18 protein-coding genes are annotated in these 20,536 nt (G+C 73.7%); 3 read left to right on the top strand and 15 right to left on the bottom strand.

Features of this window, described 5'->3' with window-relative positions; genetic code table 11:
- Nucleotides 1-86 precede the first annotated feature (86 nt).
- The 3 genes from ACIP84_RS02185 to ACIP84_RS02175 all read left to right on the top strand — a co-directional run bounded on the left by ACIP84_RS02185 (nucleotide 87) and on the right by ACIP84_RS02175 (nucleotide 3,721).
- Nucleotides 87-1,052: a carbohydrate ABC transporter permease gene (locus ACIP84_RS02185; RefSeq protein ID WP_401793449.1), complete on the top strand. Its 966-nt coding sequence runs from the start codon at nucleotides 87-89 to the stop codon at nucleotides 1,050-1,052.
- A gap of 16 nt (nucleotides 1,053-1,068) precedes the next feature.
- Entirely contained in the window at nucleotides 1,069-1,944 is an 876-nt protein-coding gene (locus tag ACIP84_RS02180; protein WP_355966884.1) for a carbohydrate ABC transporter permease, read from the top strand.
- A 166-nt stretch (nucleotides 1,945-2,110) separates the two neighbouring features.
- Complete coding sequence (locus tag ACIP84_RS02175) at nucleotides 2,111-3,721, top strand: glycoside hydrolase family 13 protein (protein ID WP_401793448.1); 1,611 nt, start codon at nucleotides 2,111-2,113, stop codon at nucleotides 3,719-3,721.
- Nucleotides 3,722-3,803: 82 nt separating this feature from the next.
- Here the strand turns inward: ACIP84_RS02175 and ACIP84_RS02170 are convergent, their stop codons facing one another.
- The 15 genes from ACIP84_RS02170 to ACIP84_RS02100 form a co-directional block, all read right to left on the bottom strand.
- Nucleotides 3,804-4,556 carry an NUDIX hydrolase gene (locus ACIP84_RS02170; protein ID WP_401793446.1) on the bottom strand — a complete coding sequence of 251 codons (753 nt, stop codon included), beginning with the start codon at nucleotides 4,554-4,556 and terminating at the stop codon, nucleotides 3,804-3,806.
- Nucleotides 4,540-5,583, bottom strand: coding sequence for a phosphotransferase (locus tag ACIP84_RS02165; RefSeq protein ID WP_355966877.1), 1,044 nt, complete (start codon nucleotides 5,581-5,583; stop codon nucleotides 4,540-4,542). The genes ACIP84_RS02170 and ACIP84_RS02165 overlap by 17 nt, the downstream gene beginning before the upstream one ends.
- Nucleotides 5,584-5,739: 156 nt before the next feature.
- Nucleotides 5,740-7,158: a hypothetical protein gene (locus ACIP84_RS02160; RefSeq protein ID WP_401793444.1), complete on the bottom strand. Its 1,419-nt coding sequence runs from the start codon at nucleotides 7,156-7,158 to the stop codon at nucleotides 5,740-5,742.
- A 103-nt stretch (nucleotides 7,159-7,261) separates the two neighbouring features.
- Entirely contained in the window at nucleotides 7,262-8,194 is a 933-nt protein-coding gene (locus ACIP84_RS02155; protein ID WP_355966872.1) for an NADase-type glycan-binding domain-containing protein, read from the bottom strand.
- 344 nt (nucleotides 8,195-8,538) lie between these two features.
- Nucleotides 8,539-9,132 carry a phage tail protein gene (locus ACIP84_RS02150; RefSeq protein WP_355966870.1) on the bottom strand — a complete coding sequence of 198 codons (594 nt, stop codon included), beginning with the start codon at nucleotides 9,130-9,132 and terminating at the stop codon, nucleotides 8,539-8,541.
- Entirely contained in the window at nucleotides 9,129-11,117 is a 1,989-nt protein-coding gene (locus ACIP84_RS02145; protein WP_401793442.1) for a putative baseplate assembly protein, read from the bottom strand. Before ACIP84_RS02145 ends, ACIP84_RS02150 begins: the two co-directional genes overlap by 4 nt.
- Before the next feature lie 10 nt (nucleotides 11,118-11,127).
- Entirely contained in the window at nucleotides 11,128-11,526 is a 399-nt protein-coding gene (locus ACIP84_RS02140; RefSeq protein WP_030317086.1) for a GPW/gp25 family protein, read from the bottom strand.
- Between the two features lie 48 nt (nucleotides 11,527-11,574).
- The gene (locus ACIP84_RS02135; protein ID WP_401793440.1) at nucleotides 11,575-13,389 is read right to left on the bottom strand and encodes a VgrG-related protein; all 1,815 of its coding nucleotides are present in this window, start codon (nucleotides 13,387-13,389) and stop codon (nucleotides 11,575-11,577) included.
- Nucleotides 13,386-14,126, bottom strand: a complete 741-nt coding sequence (locus ACIP84_RS02130) for a LysM peptidoglycan-binding domain-containing protein (protein WP_073905653.1) — start codon at nucleotides 14,124-14,126, stop codon at nucleotides 13,386-13,388. The genes ACIP84_RS02135 and ACIP84_RS02130 overlap by 4 nt, the downstream gene beginning before the upstream one ends.
- A 1-nt stretch (nucleotide 14,127) precedes the next feature.
- Nucleotides 14,128-14,565: a phage tail protein gene (locus tag ACIP84_RS02125; RefSeq protein WP_030317091.1), complete on the bottom strand. Its 438-nt coding sequence runs from the start codon at nucleotides 14,563-14,565 to the stop codon at nucleotides 14,128-14,130.
- Nucleotides 14,566-14,630: 65 nt separating this feature from the next.
- Nucleotides 14,631-15,389 (bottom strand): hypothetical protein, encoded by a 759-nt coding sequence (locus ACIP84_RS02120; RefSeq protein ID WP_401793438.1) that lies wholly within the window; start codon nucleotides 15,387-15,389, stop codon nucleotides 14,631-14,633.
- 2,145 nt (nucleotides 15,390-17,534) lie between these two features.
- Complete coding sequence (locus ACIP84_RS02115; RefSeq protein ID WP_167346856.1) at nucleotides 17,535-17,687, bottom strand: DUF6760 family protein; 153 nt, start codon at nucleotides 17,685-17,687, stop codon at nucleotides 17,535-17,537.
- A complete protein-coding gene (locus ACIP84_RS02110) occupies nucleotides 17,684-18,103 on the bottom strand; it encodes a hypothetical protein (RefSeq protein WP_030317097.1) in 420 nt (139 codons plus the stop codon). Before ACIP84_RS02110 ends, ACIP84_RS02115 begins: the two co-directional genes overlap by 4 nt.
- Nucleotides 18,103-18,546 (bottom strand): phage tail protein, encoded by a 444-nt coding sequence (locus ACIP84_RS02105; RefSeq protein WP_055604137.1) that lies wholly within the window; start codon nucleotides 18,544-18,546, stop codon nucleotides 18,103-18,105. The genes ACIP84_RS02110 and ACIP84_RS02105 overlap by 1 nt, the downstream gene beginning before the upstream one ends.
- A gap of 99 nt (nucleotides 18,547-18,645) precedes the next feature.
- A complete protein-coding gene (locus ACIP84_RS02100) occupies nucleotides 18,646-20,238 on the bottom strand; it encodes a phage tail sheath family protein (protein ID WP_401793433.1) in 1,593 nt (530 codons plus the stop codon).
- Nucleotides 20,239-20,536 lie beyond the last annotated feature (298 nt).

The following is a 20,536-nucleotide window of genomic DNA, read 5'->3' as shown; positions in this document are numbered from 1 at the left end:
CCGGTGGGGGCGGACCGACCGCCCGCCCCCACCGGCCCTCCACCCCTCCCAGGACCACCCCGGCAGACCAGTACCAAGGAGCGACGATGTCGGCCCCCAGCCTGACCCCGAGCACGACGGGCAGCGCCCGCCACTCCCCGCCGGCCGCGGCGGGACCCGTACCCCCCGGTGGCCGTGCCCGCTTCGCGAAGAGCCTGCGGCGCAACCTCACCGCCCACGGCTTCCTCATCGGCGCCGTGCTCTGCTTCGCCTTCTTCTCCTGGTACCCGATGGTCAGGGAGTTCCTCCTGGCCTTCCAGAAGACCGAGAGCGGACAGTCGACCTGGGTCGGCTTCGACAACCTCGTCACCGTCGTCAACGACCCCGCCTTCTGGCAGGCCTGGCGCAACACGCTCCTGTTCACCGTGCTCGCCCTCCTCTTCGGCTTCGTCGTCCCCTTCGTCGTCGCCCTCGTCATCAACGAGTTCCACCACGGCCAGGGCTACCTGCGCCTGCTCGTCTACCTGCCCGTGATGCTCCCGCCGGTCGCCTCGGTACTCCTCTTCAAGTACCTGTACGACCCCGGCTACGGCCTCCTCAACGAGCTCCTCCGCTTCCTCCACCTCCCCGAGCAGCAATGGCTCCAGGACCCCGACCTCTCCATGCTCTCCGTCGTCATCGCCTCCACCTGGATGAACATGGGCGGCGCGGCCCTGATCTACCTCGCCGCGCTCCAGAGCATCCCCGGCGAGCTGTACGAGGCGGCCGAGCTCGACGGCGCCGGGCTGTTCCGCAAGATCTGGCACGTCACCATCCCGCAGACGCGCCTGATCCTCTCCCTGATGCTGCTCATGCAGGTCATCGCCACCATGCAGGTCTTCGTCGAACCGTTCCTGCTCACCGGCGGCGCCGGCCCCGAGGGATCGACCACGACCGTCGTCTACCTCATCTACCAATACGCCTTCAACTTCAACAACTACGGTGCCGCGGCGGCGCTCGGCCTGCTCCTCCTCGTACTCCTGGCCGGATTCTCGGCGGCGTACGTGAAGCTCAGCCGCGCCGAGGACGAGTAGGACCGGGGAGACCAGCATGTCCACACGCACACTCATCTCGCCGGCGCAGCTCGCCCGCCCCCGGGGCAGAGCCCTCTACTGGGTGGTCTTCGCCGTCGTCGTCGGCGGTTTCACCCTGGCGTTCCTCGGCCCCCTCTACTGGATGGTGTCCAGCGGCTTCAAGGACACCCAGGAGGTCATCCAGACACCGCCGACCCTCGTACCGGAGACCTTCGCGCCGGAGAACTACTCACGGGCCTGGGAGGTCATGGACCTCTCGACGCTGCTCCTCAACACCCTCTACTACGCGTTCGGCGCCCTCGCCTTCCAGCTCGTCCTCGACGTGGCCGCCGCCTACTCCCTCTCCAAGCTCCGGCCGATCTTCGGCAAGGCCGTGCTCGGCATGATGCTCGCCACCCTGATGATCCCGGCGACCGTCCTCGTCGTACCCCAGTACCTGACCGTCCTGGACCTGCCGATCTTCGAACGCAACCTGCTCAACTCGCCCTGGGTGATCTGGCTGCCCTCGGTGACCAACGCGTTCAACATCTTCCTGCTCAAGCGCTTCTTCGACTCGATCCCCAAGGAACTCCTGGACGCCGCGTCCATCGACGGAGCGTCCCCGATGCGAATCCTGTGGTCCATCGTGCTGCCCATCTCACGGCCGATCCTCGGAGTCGTCTCCATCTTCGCCGTCGTGGGGGTCTGGAAGGACTTCCTCTGGCCGATGCTCACCCTGCCCGACCCGGCCGGCCAGACCCTCAACGTCGGCATCTACTCCCTCTCCAACGGCGTCCCGGTCAACGTCCTGATCGCCGCGCTCACCATCGCCTCCGTGCCCACCCTCCTCATCTTCCTGGTCTTCCAGCGCAACATCATGAGCGGCCTCACGGCGGGCGGCCTCAAGGGCTGACCGGCCCTCCGCGTCACCGGCGCCACCCCGGCCTCCCCGCCGGCCCGACCGCCCACGTTCCGCGCCCTCCGCACCACCCCATGCCTTCGTCGCCGGCCCGCCGTCCATGCCCCGCAGCAACCGGGCCGGCGACGAAGAACCCCGACCTGCCCGAAAGGACCGTCACGTGGCAGCCCCTCACTCGCCTCGCACCGACGACTGGTGGCGCGACGCCGTCATCTACCAGGTGTATCCGCGCAGTTTCGCCGACGGCGACGGCGACGGCACCGGGGACCTCGCGGGCGTCCGGGCGAGACTGCCCTACCTCGCCGAACTCGGCGTCGACGCCGTCTGGTTCACGCCCTGGTACCTCTCGCCCCTGGTCGACGGCGGCTACGACGTCGCCGACTACCGCACCATCGACCCCGCCTTCGGCACCCTCGCCGAGGCCGAGAAGCTCATCGCCGAGGCCCGCGAACTCGGCATCCGGGTGATCGTCGACATCGTCCCGAACCACGTCTCCGACCAGCACGCCTGGTTCCGCGCCGCCCTCGCGGCCGGCCCCGGAAGCCCGGAACGCGAGCTCTTCCACTTCCGGCCCGGCCACGGCGAGAACGGAGACATCCCGCCCAACACCTGGCCCTCCCAGTTCTCCGGACCGACCTGGACCCGGGTCGAGGACGGCGAGTGGTACCTCCACCTCTTCACCCCCGAACAGCCCGACCTCAACTGGGCCCACCCGGCCGTCCGCCGCGAACACGAGGACGTCCTCCGCTTCTGGTTCGAACGAGGAGTCGCCGGCGTACGCATCGACTCCGCCGCGCTGCTCGCCAAGGACCCGGCCCTCGCCGACTTCGTCGAGGGCGTCGACCCCCACCCGTACATCGACCAGGACGAACTCCACGACATCTACCGGTCGTGGCGGGCGATAGCCGACGAGTACGGCGCCGTCTTCGTCGGCGAGGTCTGGCTCCCCGACTCCGAACGCTTCGCCCGCTACCTCCGCCCCGACGAACTCCACACCGCGTTCAACTTCAACTTCCTCTCCTGCCCCTGGGAGGCGGACCGGCTGCGCCGCACCATCGACGACACCCTCGCCGAACACGCCCCCGTCGGGGCCCCCGCCACCTGGGTCCTCTGCAACCACGACGTCACCCGCACGGTCACCCGCTACGGGCGAACCGACACCGGCTTCGACTTCGCCACGAAGGCCTTCGGCACACCCACGGACCTCGTCCTCGGGACCCGACGGGCCCGCGCGGCGGCGCTGCTGACCCTGGCCCTCCCGGGCTCGGTGTACGTGTACCAGGGAGAGGAGCTGGGCCTGCCCGAGGCGGAGGTGCCGCTGGACCGGATCGAGGACCCCATGCACGCCCGCTCCGGCGGCACCGACCCCGGGCGCGACGGCTGTCGCGTACCGCTGCCGTGGACCGCCGGAGCACCCTGGTACGGGTTCGGCTCCGACGCCGGCTCCGAGCCGTGGCTTCCCCAGCCCCGGGACTGGGACGACTACGCGGTGGACCGGCAGGAGGCGGACGGGGACTCGATGCTCGCGCTGTACCGCGAGGCGCTGAGGCTGCGGGGCTCGGTCGCGGGCTTCGGCGACGGCCCCCTGACCTGGCTGCCCGCGGCGGAGGGAGTACTCGCCTTCGGCCGCGGCGAGGGCCTGCTGTGCCTGGTCAACCTCTCCGCGACCCCGGCCGGGCTGCCCACGCACGAGGAACTGCTCCTGGCGAGCGGTCCCCTGGACGCCGACGGCCGACTGCCGGCGGACACGGCGGTGTGGCTGAGGACCTGACGCCGCTCGTACGGCCGCGGAGCACGCCCGGAGCCGGTCCCCGCACGGGGCACGCGGGAGTGCGTCGCCGCCAGGAACGGGCTCAGACCGCGTCGCCGTACCGGCGGAGGAGCTGGGGCAGATAGTCCGCGCCCGGACCGAGGCGGTCCGCCTCTGAGGGCGAGGTCACGAAGGCGACCTCGTCCAGCTCGGGCCCGGCGCCGTGCCCGGTCTCCGCCGCCACGAGCTCGCCGTGCCGACGGAGCACGAGGTCGCGCGTCACCGGCGGGGCGAGGAAGTGGAAGCCGAGGCTGCCGAACCGACGTCCCCGGGTGACCGCGAACAACCGCGCCTCCCCGTCGGCGACCCGGACCCCGAGCTCCTCGTCGAGCTCGCGCACGGCGTCCCGCCGCAGGGCCGCCCCGTCGAGCGGCCGACCGTCGCCGGGCGGCTCCACCGAGCCGCCCGGGAGCGTCCAACGGCCGGGCGCGGCCGTGGTGGAAGCCCCGCGGCCGACGACGAGCCCCTGCTCGGTGGGCAGCAGCACGGTGACGAACACCGACCCCGGCACGTCTCCGGGGGGCCGGAGGACCCGCAGGGCCCTGTGCCGGTAGGAGAGCCGCGCCCACCGCGCCACCAGCACCCCGGGTGAGGGCAGGTCGATCCCCAGACTCGCGACCAGCGGTCCGTCGAAGGTGGTGGGACTGCGGGCCTGCGTGACGGCCCACAGCCGGTCCACCTCACCCTGCTCCCACGGTGTCAGGACGGGCGGAGGACGCTCGACGAAGCTGACCCGGCGGACGTCGAGGAACTCCACGGGCCGCGCCCGGCGGTGGTCGCTACCCGAGGTGGTCACGGAGCACCTCCTCCGCCTCGTCGAGCCGCTCTCGCAGGACGACCGCCGCCCGGACACGGTTCCGGGCGTACGCCTCCAGGGACGGCGTGACCGGTCCCAGCCCGTCGACGACGGTGTTCAAGGGGTAGACCGTGCAGCCGAGGTACGCCGCCGTCAGCCGCACCACGCTCACCAGCTCCTCCACCGAGGGCGTCGGGTGGAGTTCGCGGTAGGCGGCGACGAGCCGGGCGAGGCCTTCAGGCCAGTCCGCGTGGGTCAGCACGGTGCGGGGGTCGAGCGCGAGGCGCCCCAGCTCCCACACCGGGTCGCGCCGGCCGGGCGGGTGGAAGTCGATCACGGCGGCGACGCGATCACCGCGCAGCAGCACGTTCGGCCCTGACAGATCCCCGTGCACGATCTGCGAGGTCGTCTCCGACGGCGCCGTCTCGAGCAGCCGTTCCACGTGGTGCAGCGCGGCCAGCCGGTCCCTCGCGGCTCTCGCCGCCCACTGCTCGAAACCGCCGCGCGGCGGCTCCGCCTCGTACCGGCGCACCAGGTCCGTGAGCCGCACGCGGGCGCGCGCCGGATCGAACGACCGGTCCCTCGGTCCGCGCGTGGGCCGGCCGAGCGGGTGCCGGGCCAGGCCCCGGTGCAGGCGCCCGACCGCCGTCCCGACCGCCTCCCACCTCGGGCCCGTGAGCCGTCCGGCGGCCGTGACCGCTCCGGCGACGTACGCCGTCACGGAGAGGGCCGTCCCCCGGTACGAGGCGACCAGCCGCTCCCCGTCGACGACGGGACGGGCCCGCGCGACGGGCACACCGCAGAGCCGCGCGTACTCGCTGAGCCCGGCCGCGGCCTCGGCCCGGTCCAGATCCGTCCCGGCCGGGTACGTCTTCACGAACCACCGTTCGCCCGCGGCCGTCTCCGCCACGAAGTTGCGGGTCGCCGTACCAGCAGGCCCTTCGGCGAGGGAGGCCGGAACGATGCCGAACTCGCCCGCGAGCAGGAGCGTCACGCGGTCGAGCAGAGCTTGGGAGCGGATGGCCACGACCGAGCCTTCCCGCGGGGCGGCGCGATAACCCGGCCACGCACAGGACTCGGTACGCCCGTCACGCTCGATGGCCACGACCCTCACGTTCGGCTTCGCCGCTCTCGCCCTGCTGCTGGCGTTCGGCCCGCTCCCGGCCCTGCGCCGACGGGCCGCCTAGAGCCGCACCCCGTCCACCTTCACCGCCGCACCCCGGACCAGGTCCAGCACCGCGTCCGACACGGCGTGCATCCGGGGCTCGCGGAGGTCGAGGACCTGCGTCGGGTTCGAGACGCCGTGGGCGACCAGCAGGTTCATGAGGGGCCAGAGGGCCTCGGAGCGCCGCGGCAGCGGGATGCCGAGACCGTCCGGCGCGATGACCTGGGCCGTCGTGACTCCGGCGAGCAGATTGGTGCGGGCCCAGTCGACCACCTGCGACCTGCCGCCCGGGCCGACCCGGAGAACGACGTCCCTCGTGTGGTGCAGGACCGCCAGATAGTTCATCGGGACGGTGAGACGCCGGGCCACGTCGTACGCGGGAGAGCCGTCCGCCGGACGGACGCGGAGCAGCGTGTCCAGGACCGGACCGTGGTCCTGGAACGTGGTCCGGCCGCGCAGCGACAGGAACCGGGCGAGCACCAGGTGCCCACCGCGGCGCGACCAGCGGCGGGGGACGGAGCCGAACGCTCCCTCCTCGCCCGGGAGGAACTCCGCGAGCCGACGGGCCTCCTCGCCCGGCTCGGACACCGGCGCCCGCTCCTCGATGACGTCGCGGGCCACGGCCGCGTACCGGGCCGCCGTCGTCGCGTCGAGGCGCCGGAGGTCGATGAGGTCGCCGTCCATCACGACACCGCCGACCGACCGCGAGATCCGCATCTGCTCCAGTTGCCGGCGGGCGCACCGGGTCACGTCGGTCACGCGCCCGTCGAGGTCGATCACCCGGCAGGTCCTCGTCCCCGCCAGGAGGAGGCTGCGCGGCCAGAGGACCGTGACCCTCCCCGGCGTCGGCGCGTCCGGGGGATCGACGAGGACGGCCAGCCGGCCCGCCGTGACCGCCGAGAGACAGAGGGACGGCACCTGCACCTCCTCGGTGACCTCGCGTCCCCCCGAACCCCGGCCGGCCGAACCCTCACCGGTGTCCTCCCCGTCGTGGACCCACAGTCGCAGTCCGACCGTCGCCTTGAACTCCGCCGGATCGTGATCACCCCCGTACGTCGTGAACGAGGCGCCCCCTTCGGGGCTGTACCGCACCAGCGACGCCTCGCGGACGTCCGCCCGCACCAGGCGCGCGCCCGGCGCACCCCCAGGGGAGCGAGGCGCCCACACCACCGTGGTCTCGTCCCCGTACGCGGGCCCCGCGTCCTCCACACGGTTCCGCCGGGTGATCCGGGGAAACTCCTGCCGCGCGCTCCGGACGGCAGCGAACGGGATCATCGCCGTCCCCACCGCCCCGACGCCCGACGCGCCGGCCACCCAGAACCATTCGGCGCCCTCGGCCCAGGCGACGTACGCCACGACGAGGAACACCGGTCCGGCCAGCCCGGCGAACGCGGCGAGGATCAGATTGCCGACGAGTACGCCGGTGTAGCTGCGCACGGACCCCTCCTTCCGTCAGGTACCCCGGGATCATCGTTCTCGCTCGTCCCGTGCCTGGGTAGGGGTCGCCGCGCGATTTCCGGCCTTTCCCGCTCGCACGGGGTCAGGACACGGACCTGCCGAAGAACTCCAGCTCCGCGACGGCCACCTGCTTCGTGGGGTCGGCCCGCCACGCCGTGCGCAGCACCAGCTGCACCGTCAGCGCGTCCCGTACCCGCACGTCGACCCGCTGGGTGCCGCCGTCGTCGATGCGGTGCTGCGACACGTGGGTCTCGCCGGAGGAGTCCTTGACCACCAGGTCGAAGGTGCGCGGGGTCGCCTGGCCGTCGGCCTGCGTGGTGTTCTTCGAGCTGCCGGGGGTGATCAGGACGCTCAGCAGATCGGTCGGCTCGGCGAACCGGGCCTCCATGTACTGACCCGCCGAATCGCCCGCGTACCCCGTGCCCCACCAGGTGTTGGAGTACCCGTCACCCGCCAGCTTCGCCTGCTGCCTCGGCGCGGAGTGGGAGGCCGCCCAGGCCACCGGGTGGACCGGGACCCGCTTGGCGAAGTGGTCCTGGACCGCGCGGACGGCCGGGGGACCGCCGACGACGCCGCCGACCACCACGGTGACCACCCCCGCCGCGACCAGGGCGCGGACGATCCAGCGGCTCCGGTCGCGGGTGAGCCCCGGACGCCGGCCCGCGTACGGGCCCTCGGCCGTCGAGAGCTGCTCGGGGACCATCGGAGTCGCGCAGAAGCGGCAGAAGTGACGGCCCGGGGTGTTGGCGAGCGCGCAGGCCGGACACGGCGTGCCGCCCTGGACGGGGGCGGGCGCCTCGGCGGCCCGGACCGTCGGCCGTGCCGCCTCCGGGCGCGCGGGGAGCACGGGCGCCGCGACGGCGGGCTCCACGGGACGGTTCCCGGGGACCGGGACGAGGAGGGACCGTACGAGCGTGTCCGACGGCCCGTCGGACGCCGACTCCGGTACGGGGGCGGGCGCGGGACCCGATGCGGGCTCGGGCGCGGCGGCCACGGCGGGCAGCGGGGCGGTCACTTCCTCCGGACCGGCGGAGGACCGGCTGTCCGTCGCCTCGGCGGGGGACCCGGCCGAACCCTCCGCGGCCCCCCGCGGCGCGTCGTCCGCCGGCGTGGGCTCCGGATCGTCGCGGACCGTCCCCCCGGATTCCGAAGAGACCGAAGAGGTCGAAGAGGACGACCCGGACGCGGCGGACCGGGCGGACGACGGGGCGGTGGAAGAGCCTTCCGGGCTCGCCGCGCCGGGCGGGCTGTCCCAGCGCAGGAACGCCCCGCAGCTGTCACAGAACGACTGGTCCGCCGCCCGCACCGGGCTCGCGCAGTCCGGGCAGGGGCGGGACAGAGGCGCGTCACTCATCAGGGTCAGGCTCCTTCGGATGTACGGGAAGTGGTCGCCGAGGACGGCGGGGAGTTCGTCACCGAGACCGTGAACGGCAGGTGCGCGGGACGGGCGGCGGCCACGACCGCGCGCAGCCGGTGCGGATCCACGGCGGCCGGGTCGGCGACCCGGAGCACCACGTGCAGTCCGGCGACGGGCGCCCCCGGGAACGGCCCGAGCGGAGCGGAAGACCAGCTCGCACCCCCGCTCTCGGTGATCTCCGGGGGCACGCCGAAGGCGAGCCGGACCGCCGCCGCGAGCCCCTGCCGGGTGCCGCGCACCCGGTGCAGCGCCACGGCCGAGGCGACCGCGTGGCGACGGAGCGGAAGCGGCTCGTCGCCGTCCAGCTCCGCGCCGACCCAGGTCGCAAGGTAGTCCACGAAGTCGGCCGGGGCGAGCGCCGGAGAGAAGTACGCCTCCAGGGAGTCGAGGACGTTGAAGAGCGGAGCGAGGACGACGTCGAGGCCGGACACGAACCGCTGCCCGAAGTCGTCCTCCGCGTAGACGGCGGGCAGCGCCGCACCCAGCGGGTACGGGGTCGCCAGGCCCGGAACCGTACCCCGCGCGGACCCGCTCACCGCGCCTCGATCACACGGACGCGATGGTCGAACGGGAAGAGCAGCGCGGACGGCGCCAGCTCGATCCGGTCCGTCGTGTCACCCCTGCGGCCGGTCAGCGGATCGGCAGGATGCAGCAGGACCTCGTCCACCAGCTCCACGCCCGGCACCCGTTGGAGCGCCGCGAAGACCTCACCGGCCCGCAGCGGCCGCCCGAACGGCCATCCCTCGCTGTGCGCCCCTCCGGTCAGCGGGTCCAGGTACGCGTACAGCGCGTCCAGCGCCTCCGCCCGTACGCGCTCCGCCTCGGCGGCCCGGAAGGAGTGCAGCGTCGCCACCACCGTCACGCCCTGGTAGAACGGCGGCCCGACGGCCAGCCTCGTGCCCAGGGGCCGCCGCTCGTCGAGGAAGCCCGTCACCCGGGACAGCAGCTCCTCGCCCGGCACGAGCTGCTCGAACCGCAGCCGGCCGCCCCGGTCCGCCACGGCCTGCGGCACGACCAGGACCCGGACCGCGTTGTCGCCCGCCTCGGCGGCGTCCGCCGCCAGGCACGAGATCCGCGCCGCCTCGGGCGCCGCACGGCGCGCCAGCTCCTCGTAGTCCCGGGCCGTGACGGCCCGTTCCTGCGCGCGGAGGCTGATCGGTGCCCGGGACTTGGCCTCCTCGACGGTCTCCCCATCCACCCCGCCGCGCGCCGCCTCGCGGTTCTCCACGCGCGCGATGTACGGGATGGAGCTGCGCAGCACGGTGATCGTGGAGCGGGCCACGTTCCCCGCCCGGCCGCCCCCGGTGCCGTACCGGACCGCCCGGATCGCCGCCCCCTTCGGCGGCACGGCACCGAACTGCCGCAGTGTGCCGTCCGGTTGGCGTACGCACGGCCCGAAGGCGATCTCGCCCGTGGTCGCGTCCAGGGTGACGTGCCGGTCATCGGGGCGCGAGGAGGCGAAGTCGCGGACGACGGTCCACTCCTGCCAGCCGGCCTCGGGGTCCTCCTCGTCGACACCGCTGTCCGCCCGCTCGGCGACCTGGAGCAGCAGCGGCGGCCTGTCCACGACCGGCGCGTGCGCCAGCCGCAACCGCTGCGCCGGCACGCCCTCGGACTCGCCGAGCTGCTCGTTCCGCACCGCCTCCGCGTGCGCCGCGCGGACCGTCCCGCCGATGGTGAACGCCTCCGCGGCCCGTACCGTCGGCGACTCGCTGTACGACGGCAGACCCGCGGCGGCCTCGACGACCCGACAGCGCACCCAGCCCGCCTCGTGCCCACCGAGGCGCGACACCGCGTGCCCGGACGGCATGTGCAGCACCACCTCGCCCGGCCGGTTGAGGCCGCCCGTACTGTCCTCGTCGACCTCGCACACGACCCAGCCCTCGGCCCCGGTCCACGCCTCCCACACCAGCGGCGGCCTGCGCGGATCCACTCCGACACCGTCCACCCGGCTGTCCAGGTCGAGGACGAGCACGCAGTCCGGCACCGCCGCCGAGAGACCGAGCAGCAGCAGATCGCCGACGCGCGGCAGAGGAGAGAAGGCGGGCACGTCCGCACCGCCGCGGAGATCCTGCGAGCGGTCCTCGGGCGCCCCACCCGCCTCCTGGCGCAGGAGATGCGTCAACGAGCAGGGCACGACGGTCAGATCGGCGGCCGTCGCGAAGACGACCGCCTCCTCCGTCTCCGTCCGCCCGGTGGAGACCTCCGTACCCGTGGGCAAAACCACGGGCTCCGGCTGCGGCGCCGAGAGCCGGAAGGTGATGTCGGCGCGGGCGGCCGCGGGCGGGAACAGCGTCACCCCGAGCAGGTCGAGGAAGGCCAGGTGGTTCTTCTCCGGGACCCGGTTCAGACGGTAGACGAGCTGGTCCGCCATGTGCGCGACCGCCTCGACCAGGGTGACGCCGGGGTCCGAGACGTTGTGGTCGGTCCACTCGGGGCACGCCTGCTGGATGTAGCGCTTGGCGTCGTCGACGAACTGCTGGAAGCGGCGGTCGTCGAGATGGGGTGCGGGCAGGGCCATGGTGGCTCTTTCAGTCCTCGGAGGGGATGACGTAGAAGGGGAAGACGAGGTTGCGCGGGTTGTTGGCACCGCGCACCCGGTAGCGGATGTCGATGAAGAGGGTGGTCGGCTCCCCGGGGGCGGGAGAGACCGTGACCTCCTCCACGTCGATGCGCGGCTCCCAGCGGTCGAGCGAGGACATCACCTCGTACCGGACCCGGCCCATCGTCGAGTCGTTGACCGGGGCGAACACCAACTCGTGCACCGCGCAACCGAACTCGGGCCGCATCGGCCGCTCGCCCGGCGCGGTGGCGAGGACGAGCCGCATCGACTCCTCGATCTCCCGGTCGCGCCGGACGAGCGCGATGGAGCCGCTCGGGCCGGTGCGCAGCGGGAAGGCCCAGCCCGCGCCGACGAAGTGCTCACTCAAGGGAAGGTCCTCCTCTGGATTCCATGGGCCGGTGCGGCGGGAGCGTCGTCAGAACGGCAGACTCGCCTTGAGGGGGTTGGGCAACGGCGGTGTCATCGTGATGAGGGCCGGCGCGTTGACCACGGCCTCCGTGAGAGCCGCGACCTTGAACTTCGTCCCGGCCTTGATGTTCACGCCGAGCCCCGCGTCGAGCGTGATCCGCCCCGTCGCCGAGAGCGTCAGATCAGCCCCCGACTCGACCGTCACCCCCCGCGCCCCCGAGATGGTCACCGTGCCGTCGCTGTCGATGGTCAGGGTGGTGCGGGCCTCGTTCAGCTCGACGCTCAGCCCGCCCTTCGCGGTGCGCAGCCGGATGCCGTGCGAGGCGCGCGTCCGGCCTCCCTCCTCGCGCAGCTCCACGGTGTGCCCGGTCCGGGAGGTCAGGGCGCGCCACTGGACGCGGCCGCTGGTCGGATCGACGGGCGGCACCCGGTCGGTGGCCGGGGTGTGCTTGTCGACGCCGTTGTACAACCCCGCCAGGACGTAGGGGTGTTCCAGGGAGCCCCGGTCGAAGGCGCACAGCACCTCGTCGTCCACCTCGGGGAGCATCAGACCGCCGCCCCCGCGTCCGCCGAGCTGGGCGACCCGGCACCAGCCGCTCTCGTACGTCGCCGACAGCCAGGGGAACCGCAGTCTGACCCGGCCGAGGGAGAGCGGGTCCTTGGTGTTCGTGACCAGCGCGACCGCGACACCGGGCATCGGAGGCGCCGCCTCACCGCCGCCGGAGGCCGTCCCGTACAGCGAACGGAACTGCCGCCCGGACACGGTCAGCCAGGTGGCGAACTGCCGCCCGGAGGCGAAGACATGACGCACCCCGGTCGCGGTGTACCGCCCCTCGAAGGGGAAACCGGCACCCTTCACGGCCACCGGCTGCCCGGGCTTCAGCGCCGGATTGCCGGTGACGGCGACCTCCAGCTCCGCGAACGACCCGGTGACGTCGTCGGCGAGCGCCGTCGCCGCCTGCGTCACCTCCGACTGCGTGGTGAACGGCGTGGCAGTCGCCGCCAGTTCGGCCGGACCGAACGGCGCGGACAGCTGAGCCGGGGTGATGTCCGAGACGATCTCCTTGCTCGCGACGGCGGGCGTCGGCGAGGACAGCGCCTGCTTGGTGCGGGGATCCCAGCCCCGCACGTCGACCTTCCCGACCTGCCCGGCGGCGGTCACCGACACCCTGCTCTGCAGCGTGTTGCTGCCGAAGTCCAGGACGTACGGGCTGGCCGCCGCAGGCGTGGTGTCGGCCGGCGCCGAGGAGGCAGGGGGCAGCGCGGCGAACACCAGCCGCCCCGCCGGGTCGAGCGACAGCCGGACGTCGTTCTCGCGCGCGAGCCGGGAGAGGAAGTCCCAGTCGGTGATGTTGGGCTGGGTGGCCAGCTCGTACACCGTCGGCGTCGCGTCGACCCTGCCCAGCGGAATCCGGTTGAGGCCCGCGAGCTTCCGGACGATGTCGGACGCCGTCATGTTCGGATAGCCCTCGACGCGCCGGCTGCGCAGCAGACGGTGGCCGGGGTCGTAACCGCGCACGATCAGGTACCGGCCGTGGCCGGGGGCCGCGTCCACCTCGACGGCCGTGACCTCGCCGGTGAGCATCGGCTCACCGAGCCTGCCGTCGGTGAACGGGGAGAGCACCGCCATCGCGCCGACCTTGAGGAACGGGAACTTCGTGGTGAGGGTGCCGTCCTTGTCGCTGAACGTCAGCTGGAACGCGGACGGTACGTTGACGCTCGCGTCCACCCAGCCCTCGGTGAGGCGGACCGCGAGCGGGTCCGGCAGCGGCGTGCCGTCGAGCTGCACGTGGAGGACGGTGGTGAAGGTCTTCTCGCTCATGAGGCGCCCTCGGTCTCCGGCGTTTCGGTGGTGGACGGGAGCAGCAGTTCGGTGCCGGGGCGCAGCCGCATCGGGTCGTCGATGCGGTTCGCCTCCGCGATGACCCGCCAGCGGGTCGCGTCGCCGTACTCGCGCCAGGCGAGGGAGGCGAGGGAGTCACCGGCGACCGTGCGATGCACCCGGCGGGCCGACAGCGCGCCGGACGTCGGGTTCTGCTTCTTGGTCGCGCTGGAGACCTCGGTGAGGGAGAGCGAGCACGTCGCGCGGATCGGGATCCCGCTGGGGCTGAAGAGGGTGTACGTCGCCGACACCGACGTCACGTACGCGACGAACTGCACCGTCGAGAACGACCCCCAGGAGAACCGCACCCACGGCGGCGAAGGCGCCTTCGCGGCGATGCTCTGCTGGGTCACCTCGCAACAGGACAGCAGCAGCTCCACCTGCTGCTGCACGTCGTTCGACGACGGGTCGCCCGAGCGGTCGAGGAAGACCTCCAGCTGGAGCTGGGCCGGCTCGCTGCCGGTGAACTTGGGCGGCGCACCCCGGTCGTACGCGACGGCCTGCTCGGTGAACCAGTGCGCGGACCGGCTCAGTTGGAGCTGATCCGGGTTGAACTCGAACTTCACCTCGCCGAGCTTCCCGCCGTACGAGCTGGACAGGTCGGTCGGCGGCTGGTGGATGGCGAGCGCCGCGCGGGAGAGGCCGCTGGCCGTCAACCCGCCGAAGAACGGGGCCATCTCAGGCGCCTCCCGCGTCGGTGAACCCGTGGTGCGCGATCTCCAGGGTCTCCGTCGCCACGGCCGGACTGGCCGGGTCGAGGGTCGGCCCCGTCCAGCGCACCGGCAGCACCTCCACCAGACCCCACTGCGCCACGATCGACCCGTCGGCGCGCAGCGCCGCGATCTGCGCGGTCGGACGGGTGATCCCGGTGGCGAGCGACGAGATCCAGGCGGCGACGTTCGCGGTCTCGGGCGTGAGCGGGCGGGTGAGGCGGATGGTGGAGAACGTGACACGAGTGGGCAACTGCCAGACGAACCCGTTGTTGCCCCCCTCCCTGCGCTGCTCCACCTCGACCTCGGAGGAGAGACCGTCACAGCTGTTGAACACGCCGAGGTCCTCGCCGTCGATGGTGAGCTTGAAGAAGACGGTGGATGCGGGGTCCGGCTGCTGGGGCATGGTGGCGGGTCTCTCGGATCGGTGCGGTCAGGGGTGGGCGGGGTGGTGGTGAGGCCTGGGGTCCGTCAGCGGCCGTGGTCGCGGAGGCGGCCCACGCGCTCGCGGTCGGCGCGGAGCTCGGCGCGGAGGAGCCGCGAGAGCGGGGTGACGAGACGACGCGCCAACTCGTCGAGCTGGGTGGGTGAATCGGGCTCGGCGGAGCCCGGGGCGGCGGTGCGCCGCACGGACGCGGAGGGCGCGTCCGGGGCGGCCCGGCTGACGGTCGTGGCGGCGCGCGGCGCGTGCGCGGCGGAAGCGGGGGCCTGGGCGGCCGAGGTCCGCTGGAGCGGGGTGGGGGTGACCACGGGGATCGTCGCCGTGGGCACGGGCGCCGTCGACGGGGGCGCTCCGGTGGCGGACTGACGCTGGACCACCGGCCGGGCGACGGGCCGCGCGGCGGACGGCCGGGCGAGGGGGACGACGGGACGGGGAGAACCCTGGGGTGCGACGGTGCCGCTGCGGGGCGGAGCGGCGGCCGTGCGCTGAACGGTGGCGGCGGGGGCGACAGTGGGGGCGGGGGCGGCGGTCGGTGTGAAGAGGGGAACGGCGGACGGTGCCACCGGCACGGGCGTGGGCTGCCGGGGACCGGGCGCGGCCGAGGGAGCCGGGGCGCTGGAGGAGGTACTCGCGCTGTCCGGCAGGCCCGGGGTGAGCGGCCGGGCGGTGGCCAGCGGCCGGACGGCCCGCCGCTGCACGGCCGGCGCGGTGGCGCGGGGGAGGTCGGTGACGGTGACGACGGGCCGTGGTGCGGGGGTGGTGACGGGGGCGTGCTGGGCGGTGGGCACCGCGGACGCGGGGAAGTCGGCGGGGGGCTGAGGCCGCGGTGCGGCTGCGGCGCGCTGGACGGGGGGCGGAGTCGACGGCCCGGTGGGTACGTTCGCGAGGGGGCTCGCGGGGGTTGCGGGGACGATCGGCGCCGGATGCTGGTGCGCGGCCGACCGCTGTACGGGCGCGGACTCGGCCGGCCTCGGGACGGGGGAGGCCGCCCGGGTCGGGGTGGCGGGGACGCTCGGGGCGGGTGAGGGTGCCGTGGCCGGAGCAGACGTCGGCGGTGCCGCGGACGGGCGTGCGATCGGCGCGCCGATCGGAGACCTCCGCGGCGCGGGGTTCGCACGCGATGTCCGCGCGTCGGCGGTGGCGCGCTGCACGGGAGCGCCGAGTCCTGGCCTGGTCGGGGGCGGCGGGGTGGCCGGCGATACGGGGGCGGGGGCGGGGGTGGACGCCGGTGCGACCAGGGGCGCCGGAGGGGTCGGGCCGGCCTGGGACTTCGGCGAGGTGGTGCGTGCGGGTGCGGATCGGGCCACGGGCACGGAGGCATCCGGGGATGCCGGCGAGGCCGTCGTGGGACGTACCGGCGCGGGCGAAGGCGAGGGCGCGGCGACGGGTGCCGAAGTCGACGGGCGTGCAGTCGAGGCCGAGCCGGGCGTGGCTGCCGCGCCGGTCGCGGGGACGGACGGGACGGATGTCCGGGCCCCTGGGACCGAAGGAGTCACGGGGCCGGCCGGGGAGGCGGCCTTGGCGACAGCCCGGGCCACCGGAGGCGCTGGGGTTTCCGAGGTCGGTGTGGTCGACCGGGTCGCCGACGCAGCGGCGGGCGCGGGGGAGGCGGACCGGGCGACGGTGGGGGCCACCGGGGTGGCCGGAGTCGACGGGCGCGCCGACCGGGCGGGTCCGTGCTGGGGTCCTTGTGCCCCCGGCCTCGCGGGTGCGACGGAACCGGCCCTCTGCACCGGTGCCGCAGGACCGGCGGGCGCCGACGCCCGCCGTGTCGAAGGACCCGCCTGAGGCGCCGGCACTGCCGGACCCGCCGGCCCCGCCGGGGCGGCTTGGGCCGCCGGAGTCACGGGCGGCGTCGACGCCGTCGTGCTCCAGTCGCCGCCCGGTGCGCGCCGCGAACGGCGTACGGGAGGGCGGCGCTGCACGGGGGTGCCGGGCGTCAGGCCGGGAGTCCCGGGCCCGCCGGGGGATGCGGGACCCGGGACGTTCTGGGGCCGACCGGCAGCCGAAGGCTCCGGTGCGGCGGTGTCGGGCGCATCCGTGGGACGCGCCTCGTTCTCCGGTGTACGGACAGGTGTCGCTATCCGCTGGACCGGCGTTGTGCCGGGCCCGACCGCGCCCGTGGGGCGCGCGGCACCTGCCGGAGCAAGTCGCCGTGGCGGCTGCACGGGCCGTGCGGAGACCAGCGGTGACCGCCGAACGGGCGCGGGTCGTACAGGGCTCGGCCGCGTGGCGCCGTCGGACGACGGTTGCGCGCTACCGGCCGCGCCGACCCCGGGCGCGGACGCCGGAGCGATCCGGTCGTCCGTCCCCCGACCGGCCACCCGCTGGACGGCGGGCGGCGCCGAGCGGGGCGCACCCGAGGCCGCGCCCGCGTTCCCGGCCTCGCGCGCCGCGCCGCCACCCCGTACCGGAGCGGCCGCGGCCTCCCCCCGTACGGGACGAGGGAGTGGCCCGGGTCGACCGGCCGGCGACGTAGCGGGCGCACGCTGTACGGACGGAGCCGTCTCCTGGCCCGACCCCGCCGGACCCGCCGATCCCGCCACCGGCAACCTCAGCCCCGGCAGCTCCGCCGCCTGGGACCGCCCGGCCGACTCGCGCTCCCCGGGGGAGGGCACGGGGACCGCCCGCACCGCGTCGAGCAGGACGCCGCCCGGTGCGTCCGGCACCGCGCCGTGGCCGAGGTCGCTCTGGAAGGAGGGGTTCCAATGGGTCGCGAGCGACGCGGAGAAGCCGTACTCCGCGACGGTCCGCGGACCGTCCGCCAGGACCCGCTGCACGGGCGGCAACGCCCGCCACGCGTCCCCGGACGCCGCCGTCGGCGCGGCGGACGCCGCGCTCTCCTCGCGTACACCGGATTGCGCGCCCCGCGCGGTCCGCCACTTCCCGAACATGCCCACAGTTCCCTCCACCCTCCCTTCCCTGTTCTGTCGTCACGCCTGCGACCGCTCCACCAGCGACGCCACCTGGGCCACGTACCTCCGCCGGTCCGCGTGTTCCAGATCGAGGATGTCGTCCATGCCCCAGTGGAAGTGGAAGGCGAGGTACGCGGTCTCCTCCTCGATCCGGTCGGCCGCGTACGTCACGATTCCCCCAGGCGGCTCCCGGCCAGCTCGACCTCGAAGGACTCCTCGCAGTGCGGGCACGCCACGGCGGCCCGGGTGTGGCCCTCCGCGTTGATCTGCCGGTAGAAGTCCTGGAGGAACGCCAGGTCGGAGGCGAACATGTTCTCCACCGTCCCGTCGTGGACCGACGGGAGCGTGCCGAGCCGGGTGATGACCCGGCCCAGCAGCACCACGGACAGGTACGCGGGGTTCTCGCGGACCCGGATGTCGCGCAGCGGGAGCAGCTCGTCCCGGGCCGTGGCGAGCCGCATCGCCCCGTTGCGGTGCACGGTGCCCGCCTCGTCGACGAACCCGCGCGGCAGCTCGAACTCGAACTCCGTACGGAGCGGCTCCTGTGGGCGGCCCTGCTGCGTGCCCGCCGATCCCTCGCGTCGCATCAGCCGAGCGTCAGCTCTTCGAAGGTGATGGTGACCTGCTCGGTGAGGGCCGCGGCGTCGCCGGCCTTCGTGGCGCTCAACTCCACCTTGGTGCACCAGGCGTTGCGCAGGTTGTACCGCTTGACCTCGGTGAGCTGGTAGTCCAGGAAGATGATGGACGCGTCCTTGCGGGCCGCGCCCATGTCGCCGGCGATGGACGACGTGATCCACTCGGTGAACGCGGCGGACTGGGTCGCGCCACGGGTCACCGTGCACTCACCGGCCTTCTTCACGCCGGGCAGCTTCTTGATGATCGGCTTGCCGTCCGCGGAGACCTGCTGGAACTCGATGACGTCCTGCTCCATCGAGAGGCCGCTGATCTCCTGCAGGGTCTCGACCATGACGCCGTCGATCTGCAGGCCGAAATTGTGGGTGGTGAGGGCGTCACCGGTGTCGAGGGACATGGGGGTTCACTCCTGTTCGAGGGGCGGGACCGGGCGCGGCAGGCGCTCCGACCCGGGCCGGAAGGGGGGACGAGTGGTACGGGGGGCGAGGAGGGAGGACTACTCCTCCAGCTCGCCCCCGCCGCCCTGGATCTGCGCGAGCCGGAAGACCACGAACTCGGCCGGCTTCACCGGGGCGATGCCGATCTCGCAGACCACGCGGCCGAGGTCGACCGACTCCGGCGGGTTGGTCTCCGCGTCGCACTTCACGTAGAAGGCGTCCTCGGCGCGCTGGCCGAACAGCGCGCCCTGGCGCCACTCGTTGACGAGGAAGGCCGAGATGTTGCGGCGGATACGGGCCCACAGCGACGGGTCGTTGGGCTCGAAGACGACCCACTGCGTCCCGACGAGGATCGACTCCTCGAGGTAGTTGAAGTAGCGGCGGACGTTCAGGTAGCGCCACGCCGGGTCGGAGGCCAGCGTCCGCGCGCCCCACACCCGGATGCCGCGGCCCGGGAAGGCGCGGATGCAGTTCACGCCGATCGGGTTGAGCAGGTCCTGCTCACCGCGCGTGATCTGCAGCTCCAGGTCCACGGCGCCGCGGACGATCTCGTTGGCGGGGGCCTTGTGGACACCGCGCTCGGCGTCGTTGCGCGCCCAGACGCCGGCCATGTGGCCGGACGGCGGAACCACCCGGGTCTGGCCGCTCGCCGGATCGAAGGCCTTGATCCACGGGTAGTAGAGGGCCGCGTACGGGGAGTCGTAACCGGCGATCTCCTGGCGCCACTTGCGGATGTCGCGGGCGTTCAGCGACGGCGGCGGGTCGAGGATCGCCATCCGGTCGCCCATCAGCTCGCAGTGCGCGATGAGACCGATCTGGACGGCCTTGACCTGCTCCAGGTCGATGAGACCCTGCTGGTAGGCGGCCATCAGGTCGGGCACGGCGACCATGTTGATCTCGTCGTACGCCTCCAGGCCGCCGAAGCCGGTGCGGTCGGCGGAGTCGCCGATGAACTGCCCGGACTCCAGTGCGGCGGCGACATCGGCGCCCGCGTCGACCTGAGCCGGTGTCCGCACGGGCGGGGCGAGCGTCACGGACTGCGCGTCGGGCCTGGCGAGCTGCCCGCCGGCCGCCGCCTCCTCCAGGACGATCGTCTTGGAACGCTGCTTGACCTGCGCGACCACGTAGTTGCGGGCGCTCTTCTTGGCGGAGGCGTCGAAGCTCTCCACGACCTTCTCGCCGTCCTTGACGACCAGCTTGAAGCGCTCGGCCTCGCCCTCGACGTCCTGCACGTCGACGGTGAGCGCCCCGCCGGCCTCGGATCCGGCCGTGATCGCGGCGACCCTGAAGGTGCCGAGTGCGACGGCCTCACCGGCGACGAGCTGCGGCGCGGCCGCGGCCACCGACGCGGCGGCCGATCCGACGGCACGCGTGGCGCCCTGCGCGTCGCCACCGCCGACGCGCACGACGTACGCGGCGGTGCCGCCGTTGTTGAAGAACCCGTACACGGAGTGGGCGAGGTAGTACCCGTCCGTGAAGTCACCGAACGACGCCACGTACTGGGACCAGTTGGTGACGAGCACGGGCTCGTTGAGCGGCCCGACGGGCGCCAGCCCGACGAACGCGGCGACAGAGGTTCCGAGGCCCTCGATGGGACGGGAGCCGCTGGCGACTTCCTCGACGTAGACGCCGGGGGACAGGTACGTGGGCATGGTGCGGGTTCTCCTCGGAGGGCGTGGTTCTGCGGAATGCGGTGGCTCTGCGGTGTCACAGCGTGGGGCGTGCGGTTGCCCGCGTCCGGCGTGCTGCGGTGCTTCGACCTCGTCCCGCTCGCCCTCCCCCCGACCGTGGACAGCGGTCGTACGCCTCCGACTCTCGCCGAACCGCGCCGCGCCGAGCAGGGGAGAACGGGCGCTCACGAGGGCAGGGCGGACTGCCCTCGCGGACATCCGACACCCGACGTCCGACCGGCGGTTCGCGCTCCCCGGCCCCCGGACCCGGGCGCTGTGT

The sequence above is a fragment of the Streptomyces sp. NPDC088707 genome (assembly GCF_044752725.1).
Lineage (GTDB): Bacteria > Actinomycetota > Actinomycetes > Streptomycetales > Streptomycetaceae > Streptomyces.
The sequence above is the reverse complement of the archived record's forward strand: the minus strand, read 5'-3'. Positions and strand labels throughout refer to the sequence as shown.

Excerpts from the sequence above, each read along its gene's own strand:
- ACIP84_RS02105 (WP_055604137.1), bottom strand. The coding sequence starts at position 18,546 with ATGTCCCTCGACACCGGTGACGCCCTCACCACCCACAATTTCGGCCTG.
- ACIP84_RS02130 (WP_073905653.1), bottom strand. The coding sequence starts at position 14,126 with ATGGCCCCGTTCTTCGGCGGGTTGACGGCCAGCGGCCTCTCCCGCGCG.
- ACIP84_RS02185 (WP_401793449.1), top strand. The coding sequence starts at position 87 with ATGTCGGCCCCCAGCCTGACCCCGAGCACGACGGGCAGCGCCCGCCAC.
- ACIP84_RS02135 (WP_401793440.1), bottom strand. The coding sequence starts at position 13,389 with ATGAGCGAGAAGACCTTCACCACCGTCCTCCACGTGCAGCTCGACGGC.
- ACIP84_RS02180 (WP_355966884.1), top strand. The coding sequence starts at position 1,069 with ATGTCCACACGCACACTCATCTCGCCGGCGCAGCTCGCCCGCCCCCGG.
- ACIP84_RS02145 (WP_401793442.1), bottom strand. The coding sequence starts at position 11,117 with ATGGCCCTGCCCGCACCCCATCTCGACGACCGCCGCTTCCAGCAGTTC.
- ACIP84_RS02110 (WP_030317097.1), bottom strand. The coding sequence starts at position 18,103 with ATGCGACGCGAGGGATCGGCGGGCACGCAGCAGGGCCGCCCACAGGAG.
- ACIP84_RS02100 (WP_401793433.1), bottom strand. The coding sequence starts at position 20,238 with ATGCCCACGTACCTGTCCCCCGGCGTCTACGTCGAGGAAGTCGCCAGC.
- ACIP84_RS02125 (WP_030317091.1), bottom strand. The coding sequence starts at position 14,565 with ATGCCCCAGCAGCCGGACCCCGCATCCACCGTCTTCTTCAAGCTCACC.